The organism is Streptomyces sp. NPDC005962 (assembly GCF_040629205.1).
Classification (GTDB): Bacteria; Actinomycetota; Actinomycetes; order Streptomycetales; family Streptomycetaceae; genus Streptomyces.
The window spans coordinates 284,260-303,799 of sequence record NZ_JBEXVE010000004.1; the positions used below are offsets into that span (position 1 = coordinate 284,260).

Consider the following 19,540-nt stretch of genomic DNA (forward strand, 5'->3'; position numbering starts at 1 on the left):
GATCACCGAAGCCCCGGACGCCCAGCGAAGGAGAACGCCCGTGACCACCACCCAAGGCCCGCCCACGGTGTCCGGCCTCAAGCTTCTGAGGGGCCAGAAGGCGCTGGTGACCGGCGCCAACTCGGGCATCGGCAAGGCCACCGCCATCGCCCTGGGGGCCTCCGGCGCGGATGTGGTCGTCAACTATGTCTCCGACCGGCCCGCCGCCGAGGCCGTCGTGAAGGAGATCGAGGGCCACGGTGTGCGCGCCTACGCCCACCAGGCGGATGTATCGCGGGAGGACGAGGTGGTCGGCATGGTGTCCGCCATGGTCGACCGGCTCGGCACGATCGACATCCTGGTCGCCAACGCGGGTCTCCAGCGTGACGCCCCGACGGTGGAGATGACCCTGTCGGACTGGGAGAAGGTGCTCTCCGTCAACCTCACCGGTCAGTTCCTGTGTGCCAGGGAGGCGGTCAAGGAGTTCCAGCGGCGCGGTGTCGTACCGGAGGTGTCGCGGGCGGCCGGGAAGGTCATCTGCGTCAGCTCGGTCCACCAGACCATCCCCTGGGCCGGTCATGTGAACTACGCGTCGTCCAAGGGCGGCGTGGCGATGATGATGCAGACCATGGCCCAGGAGCTGGCGCCCCGGAAGATCCGGGTGAACGCGATCGCGCCGGGCGCCATCAAGACCCCGATCAACCGCGACGCGTGGGACACCCAGGAGGCGGAGACCGCTCTGCTGGAGCTGATCCCCTACGGCCGGGTCGGCGACCCGCGGGACATCGCGAACACCGCGGTCGTCCTCGCGTCCGACCTGTGCGATTACGTGGTGGGCACCACGCTGTACGTGGACGGCGGGATGACCCTCTTCCCCGGCTTCGCGACGGGCGGCTGACCCCGGCACCACCGGCCGTCGCCGGGCGATACGGCGCGCGGAGAGCGAGGATGGTGGTGTCACTGTTCCCTCGAGGAGGTGGACGACGATGACGTTCCCCTCGGACCATTCGCGCGACGCCGACCAGCCCGGCGGCCGCCCTGAGCACTCCGACCAGCCGAGCGGGCGCGCTGAGCACGCTGAGCGCCCCACTACCGGCCCGGAGGGCGGCGCCTCCCCCGGACTCCTGGGCACCCTCTCGGACGCCGCCTGGCAGGTCCTGCTGACCGCGGGCCTGGTCGCGATCGTGCTGGGGCTGCTGGTGCTGGTATGGCCGACGGCCACCCTGGCGGTGGTCGGCGCCCTGTTCGGCGTCTACCTGCTGATCAGCGGCATCTTCCAGCTGGTCGCGGCCTTCGGGGCCCATGTCCCGCGGTCGATGCGCGTGCTCGGCTTCATCAGCGGCGCGGTGAGCGTGTTCCTGGGCCTGATCTGCTTCCGGGGTCCGGCGCAGTCGATCCTGCTGCTCGCCCTGTGGATCGGATTCGCCTGGCTGCTGCGGGGGGTCATGCACACCGCCACGGCTGTCCAGGACGAGGACATCCCCGCCCGCGGCTGGCAGATCTTCCTCGGCCTCATCTGTGCCCTGGCCGGAATCGTGCTGATCGTGTCGCCCTTCGGCTCCATCGCCGCGCTCACCCTGGTGACCGGTGTCTGGCTGATCGTTCTGGGCATCATCGAGGTCATTCACGGGATTCAGCTGCGTTCCCGGCTCGGAGGCCACGCGCCCCGCAAGACACATCACGGCTTCCGGTTCCGTCAACAACCCCATCCGCAGCCGTAGCCGCCGCGACAGCCGCCCCGAGCGGCTGTCGCGACAACCAGGGACAACCAAGCGGGGCTAGTGTGTCTGCACCCACCACGCCATCAGGCCGATGGCCGCGGTGCCGGATGCATACGACGCGCCCCGCACGAAATTCGCGGCGGCGAGCCGTCCGTATCGACGCCATCTACTACTCGAACGACTGGGTACTGGTGGGCGAACCTCCATCGTCTGCATATATGGAGCCCCTTTCGTGACCGTACGGACAGTGACTGTCCGACAGGGGGGAACGACGCGCTGAAGAAAGCATACAAAAGTGTGAACTTTCCCCATGTGACTGACTCGCCGAGAAAATAGCTTTCGGCACGATTTCAGAAATTTCTCAGAAAGCGATGCCAGACCGGCGTGTCCGGCCCCGCGTGTCCAGCCCCCGCGCGTGTCCAGCCCCCCGTGTTCAGCCCTGCCCGTGCCAGCGCAGCACCGCGCCCAGCCCACCGGCCGGTCCCGGCACGCCCTCGGGCACCAGCAGCACCTCGGTGTCGGCCACCACCGCGGACCGCATCAGCGCGTCGTCCGCACGCGCCGGTTCGGGCGTGCTCACGCCCAGCGCCCGCGCCTGGGCGCGCTGCACCGCCACCTGGTCGGCGCCCGGGCCGACCCACACCTCATGGCGCATGTCGCCGCCCACCTGTCCCAGCAGCAGCGTGGCCGCCTGATGGCTGCGTACCGCCTCCACCACCGCGGGCACCCCCTCCGCCGCTCCGCTCGGCGCGGAGCCGTCGTGGCCGCTCGCGACGTGCCCGCCGGGGCGGCCGCGCCCTGCGCGGAAGAGATCGAGTACGGCTTCCAGATGGGCTTGGGCGTGGTCCGCCCGGGCGTGTTCGATCTCCGCCTCCAGGAGTTCCCGGGCCGATCCGGGCGTCCGGCTGCCGTGCCGCGCCTCCACCGCCCGGTCCCGCAGCGGCTCGGGCAGCCGGTCACGTACCGCCCTGCGCTCGCGCGGATCGCCCGCCAGGACCAGCAGCGGCGCCCCGCTGTCCGGCCACTGCCGCACCAGCTCCTCGGCGACGAGGTCCGCGGTCTGCTCCCAGCCCTTCTCGACCCGGTTGCGGTAGTGCCACTCGTACCGGTCGGCGGGCACCGAGCGGTGGCCGCGGCCGCGCGGCCCCCCACCCGTGGCGCGGCACACCGGACGGGCCCCGCCCTCGTCGCGCAGCTCCAGGTCGGCGCCCGCCTTGTCGACGTACGCCACCAGGCACGACGGCCACTCGCCGCGCAGCGACGCCAGCGGCGCCACCCGGGGCAGCGGCGACCAGGACGTCACGACGTCGCCCGGGGACGCGGCGAGCGGCAGGTCGAGCACCACCGCGCCGTCCGCGGCGAACAGCGCCCGTCCGGCGGACGCCGTGGCCGCCCGCTCGCCGGCCAGCCTGCTCACCAGCGCCTCCCGGGTGCGGGGGTCGGCGCCCTGGGCGGTCAGCTGACCGGCCACGAACCGCTCCCGCAGCCGGCGCCGCGTGGGGGCGTCCTCCGTCGAACGCGAGGTGTCGAGGTAGACGCACGCCCACGGACCGGGACGATCGAACAACGGCTTCAGGAATCCAACGTCCATGACCTCCCCCAAACCGGGGAAACCGGGGAAACACACGACCCGGACGGGCGTCCGGATCGCCGCGCCACTTCGGCCGCCCGGGGCCGCGCCACTTCGGCCGCGTGGGGCGCTTCACGAACCAAGCATCCCTCCAGCTCTCCGGGATCGCCAGGGCCGTCCGGCCGTATGCCCGTACGGCGACTAGAATTTGTGCCATGGCTCGCTCCAACGAGGAGGTCGAAGCCCTTCTGCGCGAGTACGCCGATCTCCTCCTGATCACGGGCGGGGACGCGTTCCGGGCACGCGCCTACGAGAAGGCCGCACGGTCGATCGGCGGCCATCCCGCCGATGTGGCGGGGCTCGATGTGAAGGGGCTGCGGGAGATCCCCAACGTCGGCAAGTCGATCGCCGAGAAGGTCGTCGAGTATCTGCGCACCGGACACGTACCCGCCGTCGAGAAGGCGCGCGCCGCGATCCCCGCCGGAGTGCGGGAGCTGACCGCGATCCCGGCGCTGGGGCCGAAGAAGGCCATGGTGCTGTACGAGGAGCTGGACATCGCCTCGGTCGAGCAGCTGGCCACCGCGATCGAGGAACACCGGCTGCGCGATCTCAAGGGCTTCGGGCCGAAGTCCGAGGAGAACATCGCGCACGGCATCGGGCTGCTGAAGGCCGCGGGCGGCCGGGTCCCGCTGGACGAGGCCATGGACGTCGCCGACGACATCGTGGCCGCGCTGTCCGGGGTGCCGGGCTGCGAGCGGGTGGCGTACGCCGGGTCGCTGCGCCGGATGCGGGAGACCGTGGGCGATGTGGACATCCTGGTGGCGGCGGCCGGATCGGCCCCGTTCATGGACGCGTTCACCTCGCTCCCGTACACCACCGAGGTCATCGCGCACGGCGAGAAGAAGACCTCCATCCGCACCACCAAGGGGCTCCAGGTGGATCTGCGGGTGCTGCCGCTCGACTCCTGGGGCGCGGGGCTGCTGTACTTCACAGGTTCCAAGGCCCACAACATCCGCGTCCGCGCGATCGCGGTGCGCCACGGCCTCAAGCTCTCCGAATACGGCCTCTTCGAGACCAAGAGCGGAAAGAAGATCGCCTCACGCAGCGAGGAGGACGTCTACGCGCGGCTCGGCATGGACTGGATACCGCCGACCCTGCGCGAGGACCGCGGCGAGGTGAAGGCCGCACTGGAGGGCCAACTGCCCACCCTGGTAGGGGAATCCGAGCTGCGCGGCGATCTGCACACCCACACCGATCTCACCGATGGCCTCGAACCGCTGGAGAACATGGTCGCCACGGCCGAGCGGCGCGGCTACGCGTACTACGCCGTCACCGACCACGCGCCGAAGCTGTACATGCAGCAGATGACAAAGGAGAAGATCCTCGCCCAGCGGGAGCGGCTGCGCGCCATGGACCACGGGCGCGGGCGCCGGGACACGCGGCTGCTGCACGGTGTGGAGCTGAACATCGACGCCGACGGCGAGGTGGACTGGCCCGGCGACTTCCTCGACGGCTTCGATCTGTGCGTGGCGTCGGTGCACACGCAGTTCGGCCAGGACCGGGACACCATGACCCGGCGGTTCCTGCGGGCCTGCGAGAACCCGCACGTCAACATCATCGGCCATCCGACGACCCGCATCCTCGGCAAACGGCCCGGCGTCGACGCCGACTGGGACGCGGTGTTCGCCGCGTGTGCCCGCACCGGCACCGCCCTGGAGATCAACGCGCATCCGAACCGGCTGGACCTGTCGGACGAGCACATCCTGCGGGCGAAGGAGTACGGCGTGGTGTTCGCCATCGACAGCGACGCCCACTCGACGCCGGACCTCGCCAATCCGCGGTACGGGGTGGGCATGGCCCAGCGCGCCTGGCTGACCACCGACGATGTCATCAACACCTGGCCGCTGGCCCGGCTGCGGCGTTTCCTGCGCAAGGGTCCGGGGCACCCGCGCGACGCATGACGCCACGTGACGCTCTTGCCGAGCCCGCCCGCCGGGCGCCCGGAGCCCGTACTCTCGCCGAGCTGGACGACCGGGTGAGCGGGTGCCGGGCCTGTCCGCGGCTGGTCGCGTGGCGGGAGGAGGTGGGCCGTACCAAACGGGCGGCCTTCGCCGACTGGGACTACTGGGCGCGGCCGGTGCCCGGGTTCGGCCCGCCGGACGCGGCGCTCGCCGTGGTGGGTCTCGCCCCGGCCGCCCACGGCGGCAACCGCACCGGCCGGATGTTCACCGGCGACCGCTCGGGCGACTTCCTGTACGCGGCGCTGCACGCGGTCGGCCTGGCCAACCAGCCCACCGCCACTCACCGTGGCGACGGTCTGGCACTGCGCGGGGTCCGGATCACCTCGCCGGTGCACTGTGCCCCGCCCGCCAACCGCCCCACTCCGGAGGAGCGGGACACCTGCCGTCCGTGGCTGGAGCGGGAGCTGCGTCTGCTGCGGCCGACCTTGCGCTCGGTGGTGGTCCTCGGGGCGTTCGGCTGGCAGGCCGCCCTGCCCGCGCTGAACGCCGCCGGATGGACCGTGCCCCGCCCGCGGCCCGCCTTCCGGCATGGCGCGCGGATCACGCTGGAGGCCGCCGACGGCGGCGCTCCGCTGCATGTGTTCGGCTGCTATCACGTGAGCCAGCGGAACACCTTCACCGGTCGGCTCACTCCGGCCGTGCTGCGCGATGTGCTCGGCGCGGCGGCGGAGGCGGCCGGGCTGCTGCCTCCGCCCGCCGCTCCCCCGGCCACCGCCCCGGAGGGCGGCTGACCGAGGGGGAGGAGAGGCCCCGGGCACTGGGGCAGGAGGGCGCCCGGGGCCTCGATCAGGGGGTGGACCGGGTCAGTTGACCCCGGCCCCATTGGCGGCGTCACCGGCGGCGTCACCGGCTCCGGCGCCACTCTGGTCGCCCGCACCGGCGCCCGCGCCCGCGTTGGCGGCACCGGCGTTCGCGGCGGCATTGCCACCGGCGTTCGCGGCGCCCTCGGCACCCGCACCGGCGTTGGCGGCGGCATCGCCACCGGCACCGGCGTTCGCGGCGCCTTCATCGCCCGCACCGGCGTTCGCGGCGCCTTCGGCACCGGCAGCGGCGCCACCGGCATCGCCCGCGCCACCGGCGTCACCCGCGCCGATCACGGCGCCCGTGGCCTCCAGAGCACCGGTCACCGGCTGGAAGAACGTCTCGCCGCCCTGGGTGCAGTCACCGCTGCCGCCGGACGTGAGGCCGACCGCCGCGTCCTCGGCGAACATCGCGCCGCCACTGTCGCCCGGCTCCGCGCACACGTTCGTCTGGATGAGGCCGTTGACGATGTCGCCGCCGCCGTAGTTCACCGTGGCGTTCAGGCCCGTGACCTCGCCGTCGCTGACGCCCGTCGTGCTGCCGGAGCGCTGCACCTTCAGGCCGACGCTGGCCTCGACGGCCCGGCCGATCGCCTGGTTGGTGCCATCGGCGAGCTTGACCGCGCTCTCGGGCTGGGTGGTCGCGTCGTCGTACATGACCAGCGCGAAGTCGGTCTCGGGGAACTTGGTGTCCTGGACCGTGCCCAGCGCCTGGGCACCCGCCTGGTCGGCGGTCCAGGCCTCGGACTCGTTGCCGCAGTGGCCCGCGGTCAGGAAGCCGGGAGCTCCGTCGACGTCGACGTTGAAGCCGAGGGAGCAGCGGGCGCCGCCGCCGAAGATGGCGTCGCCGCCGACGACACCGGCAGCCGCTTCGCCGCCACCGGCCGCGCCACCGGCGGCATCACCGGCACCGCCCGCAGCGGCATCACCGGCACCACCCGCACCCGCGTCCCCGGCACCACCAGCAGCTGCGTCACCCGCACCACCCGCGCCCGCGTCCCCGGCGCCACCGGCGGCCGCGTCACCCGCACCGCCCGCGCCCGCGTCGTCGGCGGCGGCGTCGCCCGCCGCGTCACCGGCACCCGCGCCATCGCCGTTGCCACCCGGCTGGGCCGGGTCGCCGCCGTCGAACCTCTTGAACTCGCCCTTCGTCCGCTGGACGGTCACCGTGCCGTCCATCGCGTCCGTGGCCTTGGTCAGCGTGTCCCACTTGGCGCCGGTCACGGTCTTGTCCGCGGTCACCCGGACCTTGTTCGTCACCGGGTCGATGGACCAGGCGGTACCGGCCACCGAGGCGTCGGTGCTCAGCGTCTTGGTGGCGGCCTTCAGCTCGGTCATGCTGTTCTGCACGATCTTGGCGACGGCGCCCTGGGCTTCCACGCTCTTCGCCGCGTCCTCGGTCATGACGTTCATGACGAGTTGGCTCGTGTTGTTGTTGTAGTACCAGCCAGCACCGTTGTCACCGAGGTCAGAGGCGAGGCTCCTCGCGAGTTTCACTGCCGACGGGGACGAGAAGGTCTTCACGTCCGTCGTCTTGTCCTGGCTCGCATTGGCGTTGGGCAGCAGTAGGGCGGCTGCCCCGAGCGCGACGACAGCGGCTCCGGAAACGGCGAGGGTCCGCTTGTTCACACGTCGGTGGTGGCTCAACACTGACCTCCAGTAGGGGGGCGCGGGGCGTGTGCGGAGCGCCTCTTGCATTCCGCCACGCCCCCGCGCAGGGCCACCACCGAGTACGGGAGGCGTTTACTCCGTTCTCACCATGACTCACAGTGTGATGAATGGCTGCGCCGAGCGATCCGGAGCGGTAGGGTCCGCCGGTTGCGCACCCTCAGCCCTCGTCGGCCTCGTCGCCGCTCGCCACATCGCCCCCGGCGGTCTGGGCCGCTTGAGCCGCTTGGGCGCGCAGTTCCCACACCTCCCCCAATGCCATCTGCGCCGATCCCTCGACCGGGGAGCCCGCCGTGGTCTCGAAGTGATCGACGTAGGCGCCGATGAACTCCTGCCAGCGGTGGTTGACCGGGTCCTCGTCCAGCGCCGCCATCGCCGCGGCGAAGTCCTCGCAGTCCACGAGGTGGAAGAGATGGCGTCCGCTGCGCCAGATCCGCCAGTTGGTGATCCCGGCCCGCCCCAGCGACTCCAGCAGATCCGCCGGAACCGTGGCGTGCTCCCGTTCGTAGCCTGATTCCTGGCCCTCCTTGAGGACCGAGTGCAGCGTCACGCGCATCGGCGTCTCCCTTCGTCCGCTCACCGCTCATCCACGGTGGTCATGGTCCATGGGCACATGCCCGGAGTCACTCTGCCCCCTCCGGCCCCGGCCGCCAACGGTCCGGCAGTCGCCTCGTGGCCCGCCGGGCGCGGGCGGCGGGCGCCGCGATCTACGATGCCTCGCGGGGCGGCGTGACCGTCGGACTCCCCGTATCCGCTGATGACGACCACGGAAGGACCCCAACGCCATGGCCAACACCCCCGTGCGCGACCGTTCCACGATCATGGTTCTCAATGGGCCGAACCTGAACCTGCTCGGCCGCCGCCAGCCGGAGATCTACGGCACCGACAGCCTGGCGGACATCGAGAAGCTGGTCGCGGAGACGGCCGCCCCGCACGGGCTCACCACCGACTGTCGGCAGAGCAACCACGAGGGCCGGCTGATCGACTGGATTCATGAGGCCCGGGAGCGGCACGTGGCCGTCGTCATCAACCCGGCCGGTTACTCCCACACCTCCGTGGCCCTGCGCGACGCGCTGGCGACCTGCGACGACATGCCGATCCTGGAGGTGCACATCTCCAACATCCACCAGCGCGAGGCGTTCCGGCACCACTCGTATGTCTCCGCGCTCGCCAGTGGCGTGATCGCCGGATGTGGCGTGCAGGGCTACGCCTTCGCGGTGGAGCGGGTCGCCACGCTGCTCGCGGCCAAGAAGAAGTGAGACCCGGGCAAGAAAACCCCGGGCCCGTCAGGCCCGTCAGGCCCGGATGACGCGGACACCGGCCTCGGTGTACGGGGCGATCGCCTCGTCGGTGGCGCCGGTGTCCGTGACCAGTACCCCGATCTCGTCGAGCGCGCAGATCCGCGCGAACGCCCGGCGGCCCAGCTTGGAGCTGTCGGCCGCGACGACCACCCGGGCGGCGCGACCGGCCATGAGGTGGTTGATGCTGGCCTCGCCCTCGTGGTGGGCGGCCGCGCCCCGCTCGGGGTCCATCGCGTCCACGCCGAGGATGGCGAGGTCGAGGGAGACCTCGGCCAGCACCCCGGTGGCCAGCGGTCCCATCAGCTCGAACGACTGGGGGCGGGCCACCCCGCCGGTGAGCACGATCTTGATGTGCGGGCGGACCGCCAGTTCATGGGCGATGTTCAGGGCGTTCGTCACGACGGTGACGGCCGGGCCGCCGCCGTCGGAACCGGACAGTTCGCCACGGGTGGCGATGGCGCGGGCGATTTCGGTGGTGGTGGTACCGCCGTTGAGGCCGACGACCGAACCGGGCTCGACCATGCGGGCGACGGCGGTGCCGATCCGCTGCTTCTCCGAGGCGCGCCGGGCGGTCTTGTAGCGCAGCGGAAGGTCGTACGAGAGATTGTGCGCGACCGCACCGCCGCGGGTGCGGGTGAGCATCTGCTGCTGTGCGAGTTCGTCCAGGTCCCGCCGGATGGTGGCGGCGGACACCGCCAGCTCGGCGGCGGCCTCCTCGACCTCGACCTTGCCGTCCCTGCCGAGCAGTTCCAGCAGGGCATTCCAGCGCTCGGGCCGTTTCACGCCGTCTCCTCGACCCCCGTCGTTCCGTCGCGGCTCACCCTACCCCGGCTGTCCGCACTCTGGACTTTTCTGCAAGATCATGCGCATTATCAGGCTGTAAGGAGCATCTTCGAGCATCCACATTCACCAGACACATTCGTCGAAGCGGAGCTGGGGAGTCCCATGAGCCATACCGAGACCGAGATCGCGAGCCAGCCCGACTGCTGGCGCCGCGCCATCGCACTGGCCCGGGACCCGGACGGGCCGGTGCGCGAGGCGCTGCCACGGGCCGGTGAGCGGGTCGCCGTCGTCGGCTGCGGCACCTCGTGGTTCATCGCCCAGGCGTACGCGGCGCTGCGCGAGGCCGGGGGCCAGGGCGAGACGGACGCGTTTCCCGCGTCGGAGATGCCCACCGGGCGCGCCTACGACCGGGTGCTCGCGCTGTCGCGGTCGGGCACCACGACCGAGGTGCTGGATCTGCTCGGCCGGACGCGGGGCCGGGTGCCCACCACCGTCATCACCGCGGTCCCCGGCTCCCCGGTCACCGCCCTGGCGGACGCGGCGGTCGTGCTCGACTTCGCGGATGAGCGGTCGGTGGTGCAGACCCGCTGGGCGACCAGCGAACTGGCCCTGCTGCGGGCTCACTTGGGGCATGACCTGGAGGGCCTCGTCGAGGACGGCGCGGCGGCGCTCGCCGCGCCGCTGCCCGAGGGGCTCGTGGAGGCGGGCCAGTTCACGTTCCTCGGGCGCGGCTGGACGTACGGCGTGGCACAGGAGGCCGCGCTCAAGATGCGCGAGGCCGCGGGGGCGTGGACCGAGGCGTATCCGGTGATGGAGTACCGGCACGGCCCGATCAGCGTCACCGGCCCGCGCAGCGTGGTGTGGTGGCTCGGCGAGGGCCCGTCCGGGCTGGCGGAGAAGGAGGTCACCGGGCCCGGTGGCCGTCTCGTCGGCTACGGCCGCGATCCGCTGGCCGAACTGGTGCTGGTGCAGCGGCTCGCGGTGGCGATCGCGGAGGCGCGCGGCCTTGACCCCGACCGGCCCCGGAACCTCACCCGCTCGGTGATCCTCGGTTGAGCGGGCGGAAGTTGAGCGGCCGGAAGTTGAGCGGGCGGAACGAGGGAAGGGAGACAGGCCATGCCGCTGGTGGCCACCGCTGAGATCGTCGGACCGGCCGCACGGGGCGGGCTCGGCGCGGGGGCGTTCAATGTGATCCAGATCGAGCACGCCCAGGCGATCGTGGCCGGGGCGGAGGCGGCCGGGGCCCCGGTCATCCTGCAGATCAGCGAGAACGCGGTGCGCTATCACGGCGCTCTGGCCGCGATCGGCCGGGCCACCGTCGAGGTCGCCCGCGCCGCGCGGGTCCCGGTCGCGGTGCATCTGGACCATGCCACCGAACCCGGGCTGGTGCGGGAGGCGCTCGGCCTCGGCTTCGGCTCGGTGATGTTCGACGCCTCGGCACGCGACTACGACGGCAATGTGGCGGCCACCGCGGCGGTGGCCGCCGACTGCCATGCCGCCGGGGTGTGGGTCGAGGCGGAGCTGGGCGAGGTGGGCGGCAAGGACGGGGTGCACGCGCCCGGGGCCAGGACCGATCCGGCCGAGGCCGCCGCGTATGTCGCGGCGACGGGCGTGGACGCGCTCGCGGTCGCGGTGGGCACCTCGCACGCGATGGTGGTCAAGGAGGCGGTGGTGGACCTGGACCTGGTGGCGGCGCTGCGCGCGGCCGTGCCCGTACCGCTGGTACTGCACGGTTCGTCCGGGGTGCCCGAGCCGGATCTGACGCGCGCGGTCGCGGCGGGTCTGACGAAGGTGAACATCGCCACCCACCTCAACGTGGCCTACACCCGGGCGATCCGCGACCACCTCGCCGACCATCCCGAGGTGGTCGACCCGCGCCGCTACGTCGCGGTGGCGCGTGAGGCGGTGGCCCGCGAGGTGACCCGGCTGCTGGCCCTGGTGCGCGCCGTGCCGCGCTGACGCCGCGGAGCGCGTGGCGCATGGGGGCTGTTGACATGACCTTATCAAGTCGCCAGGATGCGGGGGAGGTTAGGAAAGGTTCCTAACAGAGGAGTGTCCCATGCGCACACGACTCGCGTTCGTCCTGGCCGGTGCCGGGCTGCTGGCCGGTTCCCTCGCCGCCGGAGCCCAGGCCACCCCCCGGCCCCCCGCACCGGCCCCCGGCTCCGGCTCGGTCACAGCGGACTCCGTCAAAGAAGGCTCCGTCACGGCCGCCCAGTTACTCGCCAAGGTCAAGAGCTGTTCGCAGATATCCAACGGCAAGTACCGCACCGACGACGAGACATCGGCCACCGTGCCGGTCTGCGACGCCGGTGGCGCGGTGTTCTGGAAGGCGGACATGGACGTCGACTGCGACGGCCAGGTGACCTCCAAGTGCAACGAGGACACCGACCCGTGGTTCCAGGACGACACGGCCTTCCACCAGTCGAACGGAAAGCCGCTGATCGCCGACAAGCTGCCCTATGTGGTGGTGCCCAGCAAGAGTTCCACATGGGACTACGGCAGTTCCGGCATCAAGGGCGGCGGCGTGGTCGCCGTCGTCTACAACAACAAGGTCGAGTACGCGGTGGTCGGCGACACCGGCCCGACCAAGATCATCGGCGAGGCGTCCTACGCCACGGCCAACGCGCTCGGCATCGACCCCGACCCGGAGACGGGCGGCGCGGAGTCGGGCGTGACCTACATCCTCTTCAAGAACTCCTCCGTCTCCCCCATCGAGAACCACGACAAGGCGGTCTCGGTCGGCGACGGCCTCGCCAAGCAGTTCGTGCAGAACAACTGACCTCCCACCCCAGCCCGCCACCAACCTGGCCGCCGGACCGCCCCCTTGGCCCGGCGGCCCCGTGCGTCACGGCAGGGCTTCCAGCAGCGGCAGCATCCGGCCCGGGATGGAGCCCGAGGGCGCGGCGCCGATACGCCGCGCCCCCATGGCCAGGTAGAACGGCTCGGCGTACGGATCGGCATCGATGGTCAGCCGGGTGAAGCCGAGGCGGCCCGCCGCCTCCAGCACATTCCGGTACAGCAGCCGCCCTACGCCGTGGCCGATCGCGGGCGGGTCGACGAACAGCATGCCCACCCATCCCTGCGGGGCCGTGCCCTCAGGCGTGGAGAACCCCAGCACCCGCCCGGCCTCCTCGGCGACCGTGGTCCGACGGGCCGCCAGCTCGCCCTCGCGCATCGTCAATTCCTCCCGGCAGGCAGCCAGGAACTCCTCGTCGTACCCCCAGTGGCCCTTCGACCGCAGCGCCAGCTCGGTCAGCGCCCCCGCCTCCTCCTCGCGCCCGGCTCTCAGCCGTCGTGTCGTCATGTGCCGATCGTGGCATCCGGCCCCCTGTTCGGCCAGCGCCTCTGGGGCGATGACTTTTGCCGGTGCGGACGGTCCCTTCTGATGAGCGCGCGGGGTACCGCGTGCCCCTACAACTGGAGGTGGACGTTGGCCGGTCCCGAGCCCGAGAGCCCTCCCGCGCTTCCCCCGATCGTCCTGGTCCTCGGACGGCCGCCACGGACCCGCGCCGAGGTGGAGCTGCTGTGCGAACGGCTGCGCGAGCTGGTGCGGCGCGGCGCTCCCGGTCCCGTCACCGTGGACGTGGGCGCGGCGTATCCGCCGGACCTGGCTCTGGTCGAGGCCCTGGCCCGGCTGCGGCTGACCGCCCGCCGTCTGGGGCGGGGGATGCGGCTGCGGAACGCGGGCGGCGAGCTGGCCGGGGTGCTCGCCCGGGCCGGGCTGGACGAGGTGCTGACCGCGCCCGCGGCGTTACGGATCGAGCCGGGCGGGGAGGCCGAACAGGGGGAACAGCCGCTCGGTGTCCAGGAAGGAGTTGAGCCCGGTGATCCGCCCGGCTGATATCTCCAGGACCTGGAGCGCCCAGGGCTCATGGGCGCCGCCCGGTCCGCCCGGCCGGTACTGCCCGAAGGCGGGCGCCCCGTTCGCCACGGTAGGGACCAGCCGGGAGCCCCGGCAGCCGATGCCGTGCCCCAGCAGCCAGGTGCGGATGTCGTCGTGGCCGCGCAGCCACAGCTCGTACGGCGGCATGGACAAGGTGGCGTCCTCGTGCAGGAGCGAGGTGAGGGAGTCCAGGTCGTAGCGCTCGAAGGCGTCCACATAGCGGGCGAGCAGCACGCGCTGCTCCTCGTCCAGCGGCTTGACCGGATCGGTGTCGCTGATCTCGGTCGCGGCGAGGGTGGCCCGGGCGCGCTGCAGGGCGCTGTTGACCGACGCGACCGTGGTGCCCAGCAGCTCGGCGACCTCGGCGGCCTTCCAGGCCAGCACCTCGCGCAGGATGAGCACCGCGCGCTGGCGCGGCGCCAGGTGCTGGAGGGCGGCCACGAACGCCAGCCGCACCGCGTCCCGCTGGGCGGCGACCTCGGCGGGGTCCCCGGCGTCGGCCAGCACCTGCCCGTCGGGCACCGGCCCGATCCAGGTGACCTCCGGCTGCGCGGTGAGGGTGGCGGGGGTCGCCGAGGACACGGCGGTGAGGTCCATCGGGCGGGCCCGGCGCTTGCTCCCGTTCAGCATGTCCAGACAGACGTTGGTGGCGATCCGGTACAGCCAGGAGCGCAGCGCCGACCGCCCCTCGAACCGCTCCAGGCCCCGCCAGGCGCGGACCATCGTCTCCTGGACGGCGTCCTCCGCCTCGAACGCCGAGCCCAGCATCCGGTAGCAGTAACCGGTGAGCTGCACCCGGTACGGCTCCAGCTGGAGCTCGGCACCGGCCGTGCCGTCCACTGCCGCGACATCACTCATCGACGCACCTCGATCGATCTGCGGAGACCGTTCCGCGGACTCCCGTGGGAGGAAACTAGCGCGCCGCACCGACAAAGCCCCGGACCTGCGAACTCATGCCACCGGCCGGGCCCGGACCGTCGAGGCGTGCACCTGGTGCCCGCCACTGGCGATCATCCGCACCTCGGCGCGGTCGCTGATCTCGGCCCGCACGATACCGGTGTCGTCCGCGTAGACGGGGTGTCCGCCGGGGCCACTGAACTCGGTGCGGTGCACCATCACGATGTCCTCGGCCTCCGGCGCCGGGGCGACCGGGTCGGCGAAGATCAGCTCATATCTCTCTCGTCGCGGCATCAGGCACTCCTCCCACACAGGCCCGCCCCTCATTCCCAAACCGGGACAATCAACACTATCGAACGGGCCCGCCACCGCAAGGGGGTCACGTACGCGACTCCGGGGCGACCGCGCCGCGGGCCAGCGGGGTCATGACCGAGCCGATGACGGTGGCCGCGGCGATGGAGCCCAGGGTGATCCCCCAGGCGAGCGGGCCGAGCGGGGTGCAGTCGAAGAACTGGCTCACGCCGGGCGTCTGGATGATGCCCGCGAGCACCGCGGCCGAGCCGATTCCGGCGATCAGCACATGCCGGTCCAGGCCTCCGGTGGCCAGGGTCTGCGCCAGCTGCGTACCGACCAGGGCGACGAGCGCCACCGTGCTGGCCCGGCGTTTGCGGCCGGTCAGCCGCGCGCCCGTCCACGCCACGCCCGCACCGGCGGCCGTGATGACGCCGCGCAGCATCATCTCCCGGTTCAGCGCGGTACCCAGGGAGCGGCTGGGGCCCTCCTTGAGCAGCCGCTCGCCGGTGTGCCCGGTCGGTTCGCGCACCGCGATGGCGAGCGCGGGCGCGAGGTCGGTCAGCAGGTTGACGAGCATGATCTGCCGGGCGGTGAGCGGGGTGCTGCCCGCGATCGCGGAGGCGAGCACACTGAAGGTGACCTCGCCGAGGTTGCCGCCGATGAGGATGGCGAGCGCGGCCCGCACCGAGGCCCACATCGCCCGCCCCTCCATCAGGGCCGACACGATCGTCTCCAGGCGGTCGTCGCCGACGACGAGGTCCGCGGCGGCGGTCGCGGCGGGGGTGCCGCGCCGCCCCAGGGCGATCCCGATGTCCGCGAGCCGGATCGCGGGGGCGTCGTTGGCGCCGTCGCCGGTCATCGCCACCACCCGGCCGAGGCGCTGGTAGGCCTGCACGATCCGCACCTTGTGGTGCGGACTGCACCGGGCGATGACGTCCACCGTGGGGAGCAGTTCGTCCAGCTCCGCGTCCTTCATCTCGTCCAGATCCGGCCCGGTGCGCACCTTCAGCTCGGTGGCGTCGATGACGGTGGCCGCGATGGACTCGGCGGTGGCCGGGTGATCGCCGGTGAGCATCACGGTGTGCACGCCCGCCTCGCGCAGCCGCGCGGTCGCGGGGGCGGCGCTGGTGCGCACCGGGTCGGCCAGCGCGATGAACCCGCGGAAGACCAGGTCACGCACCGATTCGTCGGTGAGCTGTTCCCCGGCCCGCATGGGGCGTTCGGCCACGGCCAGGACCCGGCGCCCGGCACCGGCCAGTTCCTCGGCGGCCGCGGTCAGTTCCGCGACGCCGTCGGCGTCCAGGGCGGTGCTCGCCGCCGTACCGGACGGCTGTCGCCGGACGCAGCGCTCCAGCACGCTCTCCGGGGCGCCCTTCACGCTCAGCAGGGTGTCGCGCGCGGTGGTCCCGGTGGTGGCGTGATAGGCGCGGGAGGGTTCGAAGGGCAGCGCGTCGGTGCGCCGCCAGCGCGGTGCGCCCCGGCGTACCGCCACCCCGGCGCGGCGCGCCCCGGCCATGACCGCGCGGTCGGTCTGGTGGGCCATGGGCTCGGCCTGGCGGGCGGGCGGGGTCGCCCGCAGGGCGGCGGCGAGCACCTCCTTGCACGAGGTGTCGAGCCGGTCGGCGGGCAGCGGGCCGCCGCCGTCGCTGACCGCCGCGAGTTCGAGGGTGCCCTCGGTGAGGGTGCCGGTCTTGTCGAAGCACAGCACGTCGGCGCGGCCGAGCGCCTCGATGGTGCGCGGGTTGCGGACCAGGGCGCCGAGGTCGGCCAGCCGCCGGGCGGCGGCGAGCTGTGCCGCGTTGACGAGGAAGGGAAGGCCCTCGGGTACGGACGCGACGGCGAGGTTGACCGCCGAGGCCAGGTTCTCGGTCAGCGGGAGGCCGTGCAGCAGCCCGGCTCCGGACACGGCGGCGGCCGAGCCGATAGCGATGGGAACGCTGGAGCGGGTGAGCGCGGTGAGCCGCGCCTCGACACCGGTCACGGGTGCGGCGCGGCGGGCGGTGGCCAGGCTGCGGCCGACCTCGGTGGACGGTCCGGTGGCCACGACGACGGCCTGTGCCCGTCCGGCGGAGATGGTGGTGCCCTCGTAGAGCATCGAGCGGCGCTGGGTGATGTGCGCGGCGACCACCGGTGCCGGGTTCTTGGCCACCGGCAGGGATTCGCCGGTCAGCGAGGACTCGTCGACCTCCAGGCCGTCGGCCTCCAGCACCCGGCAGTCGGCCGGAACCACGTCCTCCGGGCCCAGGGTGATGATGTCCCCGAGGACCAGGTCCCCGGCGGTGACGAGACGTTCCGTACCGCCGCGGCGCACCCGGGCGCCGACCGCGGACCGGGCGAACAGCTCCGCGAGCGCCCGCTCGGTCCTGACCCGCTGGAAGCCGCCGACGAGCGCCGAGGTGGCGGTGATGGCCGCGACGAGGGCGGCGTCGGTACGCGACCCCACGGCGGCCGCGAGCGCGGCCCCGGCGGCCAGGACCGGGGTGAGCGGATTGGCCAGCTCCTCGATGAACGCCGCCGGGAGGCTGGTGCCGGTCGGCTCTCCGGTGCGGGTGGGTGCCTTTCCGGCCCGGGTGGCGGCCGCCTCCGGGGTCAGCCCCTGGTCGGGGTCGGCCGACAGCCGCTCCAGCACCCGGGGGATGGGCATCAGATGCCAGGGCGTGGTGGACACCGGGGGCACCAGCGGACGGGAGAGCAGCTGCCGGGCGCGCCAGTTGCCGAGGCCGAACGCGATGGCCCCGGCGGTGGTGGTGACCGCCGCGCCGCGCGCGGTGGCCTGGGACCGGGGGGCCTTGAGGGCGGCGACCGCGCCGATGCCGCTGCCACCGGCCGACAGCAGGGCGCTCTCCCGGTCCACCTGGGCGGCCACGCCGACGGCGTCCACGATGATTCCGGCCGACTCCAGGTCGGCGCCGACGAGCAGATGGGCGCCCCAGGCGGGGTGCTCGCCCTCGTGGTGAATCCCGACGCCGCAGTCGGACGCGCCCAGGGCCCGGCGGTTCCCGGACAGCAGCATGACGACCGCGCCGTCGGCCTGGAGAGCGCGTACGGAGGCCACCAGGCGGTTGCCGGACGGTGCCACCGCGTCGGCGAAGGTGAAGCCCGTCGGGGGCGTCCGGTCACTGGCCAGGACGATGCGCGCGCCCGCCCGGCGGGCGGCCGCCGCGACCGCCTCGGCGCCGGGGACCGCCTGGGCGGCGAGCCCGGCGACCGCCTGGAGCCGGTGTCCGCAGGCCAGACCGAGGGTCCGCTCGCTGCCCTTGCGGCGCAGTCTGGCGGCCGTCTGCTGTCCGGTGCGGCCGGTCAGTTCGAGCCGGTCCAGCGGGCCCAGCACCCATCCGCCGGCGCTCTGGACCCGCAGGGGCTCGTCCGCGTCGAAGAGGTCGAAGAGCCGCATCGTGACCTGCTCGGGATCGGCGCCGCCGAGGAGTTCCAGGTCGATGGGTTCGTACCGGTCGCCGCGCAGCGCCGCCTCGTCGAGCACCACGGTGTCGATCTGGCCGAGCCGCCGCAGGGCGCTGCGGTCCATGGCCAGGACGCCGCGCAGCGCCAGGAAGCGGCCGAGGCTGGTGGCGAAGCCCTCCCGCCCGGCGCCGGGCGCCTTCGGTATGGACGAGAACGCGACGGCCAGCCCGCGGCGCGGTCCGGCGAAGGGGACGGTGAGGGCGCCGACCGCCGCTCCCACGGCCATGGACCGCTCCGCGAACCGCTCCATGCTGTCCTTCGGAGGGGGACCGGGCCGCTCCACCACGATGGGTTCGGCGGCCACGTCCTGGGGCCCGTGCACCAGCTGCGGCTCCATCGCCGCCCATGCCTCGCCCTCGGCCGTGGCCTCCCGCCACAGGCCCATGCGCTGGGCGAGGTCGAGTGCGAGTCCGCCGCCGCGGGTGGCCACGCCCTGGGTCAGCGCGCTCAGCACCGGCAGGGTCGCCTCGGTGGGCTCACCGCGGGTGACGGCCAGGGCCAGCCGCCGCAGCCGCGGGTGGTTCTGGATGGCGGACAGGGACGCGCTCGCCTCGGCCGGGAGCCTGAGCCACGGGACCAGCCGCAGGGCGGTGGCGACGCTCAGGCCCAGGACGTCCGCGACGATCACGGCGAGGGACTGGGCCTCCAGTGGCCCGCCCGAGGGGTGGCGTGGTTCCGGGGCCCATTCGTCGAACTCCTCGGTGGGTACGGCGGGGCCGCGGGTCTCCGCGCGCTCGATCCGGGCGACCAGTTCCGCCTCGCGAGGGGGCGGTTTGGTGACGGCGACGACGACCCGCTCGGAGGGGGCGTTCACCCGTGCCCACAGCACGCCGGGATGTTTTTCGAGGGCCGCTTCCACTCGGCTCGCCACCTGTTCCCCGCCGATGCCGTGCACACCGTGCACCTCGATGTAGTAGCGGCCCGGGTACGACCACACCCCGCGGCGGGGCGGGTGCACCAGCCGGTTGACCGCCCCGGCGGCGTCCCGCACCCGCGCGGCCACTCCGTGGGTGAGGCCGAGAGGGTCCGGCATCGAGGGTTTCATCAAGTGCAGCCCAGGCAGCGTCGTCATCGGTGAGACCTCCGGTGTGTCGGCGTCCGCGGCGCGGTTTCCGTGTGTTTCCACGTGTTTCCGCGCGGAGCGGCCTGTCCGGTTGA

Annotated in this window: 17 protein-coding genes; 9 read left to right on the forward strand and 8 right to left on the reverse strand. The window is 72.9% G+C overall.

What is annotated here, in order from left to right; translation table 11 throughout:
- Nucleotides 1-40: 40 nt before the first annotated feature.
- Both ABZ370_RS09625 and ABZ370_RS09630 read left to right on the forward strand, forming a co-directional pair.
- Nucleotides 41-877 carry an SDR family oxidoreductase gene (locus ABZ370_RS09625; RefSeq protein WP_358618605.1) on the forward strand — a complete coding sequence of 279 codons (837 nt, stop codon included), beginning with the start codon at nucleotides 41-43 and terminating at the stop codon, nucleotides 875-877.
- Between the two features lie 88 nt (nucleotides 878-965).
- Entirely contained in the window at nucleotides 966-1,700 is a 735-nt protein-coding gene (locus ABZ370_RS09630) for an HdeD family acid-resistance protein (protein WP_358618607.1), read from the forward strand.
- Nucleotides 1,701-2,133: 433 nt separating this feature from the next.
- On the opposite strand, the gene ABZ370_RS09635 is transcribed toward ABZ370_RS09630, so the two are convergent.
- A complete protein-coding gene (locus ABZ370_RS09635) occupies nucleotides 2,134-3,291 on the reverse strand; it encodes a hypothetical protein (RefSeq protein ID WP_358618608.1) in 1,158 nt (385 codons plus the stop codon).
- Between the two features lie 194 nt (nucleotides 3,292-3,485).
- Between ABZ370_RS09635 and polX the strand changes: the two genes are divergently transcribed.
- The gene (gene polX, locus ABZ370_RS09640; RefSeq protein ID WP_358618610.1) at nucleotides 3,486-5,231 is read left to right on the forward strand and encodes a DNA polymerase/3'-5' exonuclease PolX; all 1,746 of its coding nucleotides are present in this window, start codon (nucleotides 3,486-3,488) and stop codon (nucleotides 5,229-5,231) included.
- A complete protein-coding gene (locus tag ABZ370_RS09645; RefSeq protein WP_358618612.1) occupies nucleotides 5,228-6,022 on the forward strand; it encodes a uracil-DNA glycosylase in 795 nt (264 codons plus the stop codon). Before polX ends, ABZ370_RS09645 begins: the two co-directional genes overlap by 4 nt.
- A 72-nt stretch (nucleotides 6,023-6,094) precedes the next feature.
- On the opposite strand, the gene ABZ370_RS09650 is transcribed toward ABZ370_RS09645, so the two are convergent.
- Nucleotides 6,095-7,720 (reverse strand): S1 family peptidase, encoded by a 1,626-nt coding sequence (locus ABZ370_RS09650; protein ID WP_358618614.1) that lies wholly within the window; start codon nucleotides 7,718-7,720, stop codon nucleotides 6,095-6,097.
- A 199-nt stretch (nucleotides 7,721-7,919) separates the two neighbouring features.
- Nucleotides 7,920-8,315 carry an L-rhamnose mutarotase gene (locus ABZ370_RS09655; protein WP_358618615.1) on the reverse strand — a complete coding sequence of 132 codons (396 nt, stop codon included), beginning with the start codon at nucleotides 8,313-8,315 and terminating at the stop codon, nucleotides 7,920-7,922.
- Nucleotides 8,316-8,544: 229 nt separating this feature from the next.
- Here ABZ370_RS09655 and aroQ point away from each other — a divergent pair, with 229 nt between their 5' ends.
- The gene (gene aroQ / locus ABZ370_RS09660; RefSeq protein ID WP_358618616.1) at nucleotides 8,545-9,018 is read left to right on the forward strand and encodes a type II 3-dehydroquinate dehydratase; all 474 of its coding nucleotides are present in this window, start codon (nucleotides 8,545-8,547) and stop codon (nucleotides 9,016-9,018) included.
- A 36-nt stretch (nucleotides 9,019-9,054) separates the two neighbouring features.
- Here aroQ and ABZ370_RS09665 read toward each other — a convergent pair whose 3' ends face one another.
- Entirely contained in the window at nucleotides 9,055-9,843 is a 789-nt protein-coding gene (locus ABZ370_RS09665) for a DeoR/GlpR family DNA-binding transcription regulator (protein ID WP_358618617.1), read from the reverse strand.
- A gap of 162 nt (nucleotides 9,844-10,005) precedes the next feature.
- On the opposite strand from ABZ370_RS09665, the gene ABZ370_RS09670 reads away from it, so the two are divergent.
- The 3 genes from ABZ370_RS09670 to ABZ370_RS09680 all read left to right on the forward strand — a co-directional run bounded on the left by ABZ370_RS09670 (nucleotide 10,006) and on the right by ABZ370_RS09680 (nucleotide 12,625).
- Nucleotides 10,006-10,899, forward strand: a complete 894-nt coding sequence (locus ABZ370_RS09670) for an SIS domain-containing protein (RefSeq protein ID WP_358618618.1) — start codon at nucleotides 10,006-10,008, stop codon at nucleotides 10,897-10,899.
- A 60-nt stretch (nucleotides 10,900-10,959) separates the two neighbouring features.
- A complete protein-coding gene (locus ABZ370_RS09675; protein ID WP_358618619.1) occupies nucleotides 10,960-11,802 on the forward strand; it encodes a class II fructose-bisphosphate aldolase in 843 nt (280 codons plus the stop codon).
- A gap of 100 nt (nucleotides 11,803-11,902) precedes the next feature.
- On the forward strand, nucleotides 11,903-12,625 hold the full coding sequence (locus tag ABZ370_RS09680; protein WP_358618620.1) for a glycoside hydrolase family 75 protein: 723 nt from the start codon (nucleotides 11,903-11,905) through the stop codon (nucleotides 12,623-12,625).
- Nucleotides 12,626-12,691: 66 nt separating this feature from the next.
- Here the strand turns inward: ABZ370_RS09680 and ABZ370_RS09685 are convergent, their stop codons facing one another.
- Nucleotides 12,692-13,150 carry a GNAT family N-acetyltransferase gene (locus tag ABZ370_RS09685; RefSeq protein ID WP_358618622.1) on the reverse strand — a complete coding sequence of 153 codons (459 nt, stop codon included), beginning with the start codon at nucleotides 13,148-13,150 and terminating at the stop codon, nucleotides 12,692-12,694.
- Between the two features lie 126 nt (nucleotides 13,151-13,276).
- Between ABZ370_RS09685 and ABZ370_RS09690 the strand changes: the two genes are divergently transcribed.
- On the forward strand, nucleotides 13,277-13,687 hold the full coding sequence (locus ABZ370_RS09690; protein WP_358618623.1) for an STAS domain-containing protein: 411 nt from the start codon (nucleotides 13,277-13,279) through the stop codon (nucleotides 13,685-13,687).
- Here the strand turns inward: ABZ370_RS09690 and ABZ370_RS09695 are convergent.
- From ABZ370_RS09695 to ABZ370_RS09705, 3 genes are all read right to left on the reverse strand, one after another.
- Nucleotides 13,598-14,587 (reverse strand): sigma-70 family RNA polymerase sigma factor, encoded by a 990-nt coding sequence (locus ABZ370_RS09695; RefSeq protein ID WP_358618624.1) that lies wholly within the window; start codon nucleotides 14,585-14,587, stop codon nucleotides 13,598-13,600. The genes ABZ370_RS09690 and ABZ370_RS09695 overlap by 90 nt on opposite strands.
- Nucleotides 14,588-14,680: 93 nt before the next feature.
- A complete protein-coding gene (locus ABZ370_RS09700; protein ID WP_358618625.1) occupies nucleotides 14,681-14,920 on the reverse strand; it encodes a DUF6296 family protein in 240 nt (79 codons plus the stop codon).
- Between the two features lie 85 nt (nucleotides 14,921-15,005).
- Entirely contained in the window at nucleotides 15,006-19,454 is a 4,449-nt protein-coding gene (locus ABZ370_RS09705; protein WP_358618626.1) for a cation-transporting P-type ATPase, read from the reverse strand.
- Nucleotides 19,455-19,540 lie beyond the last annotated feature (86 nt).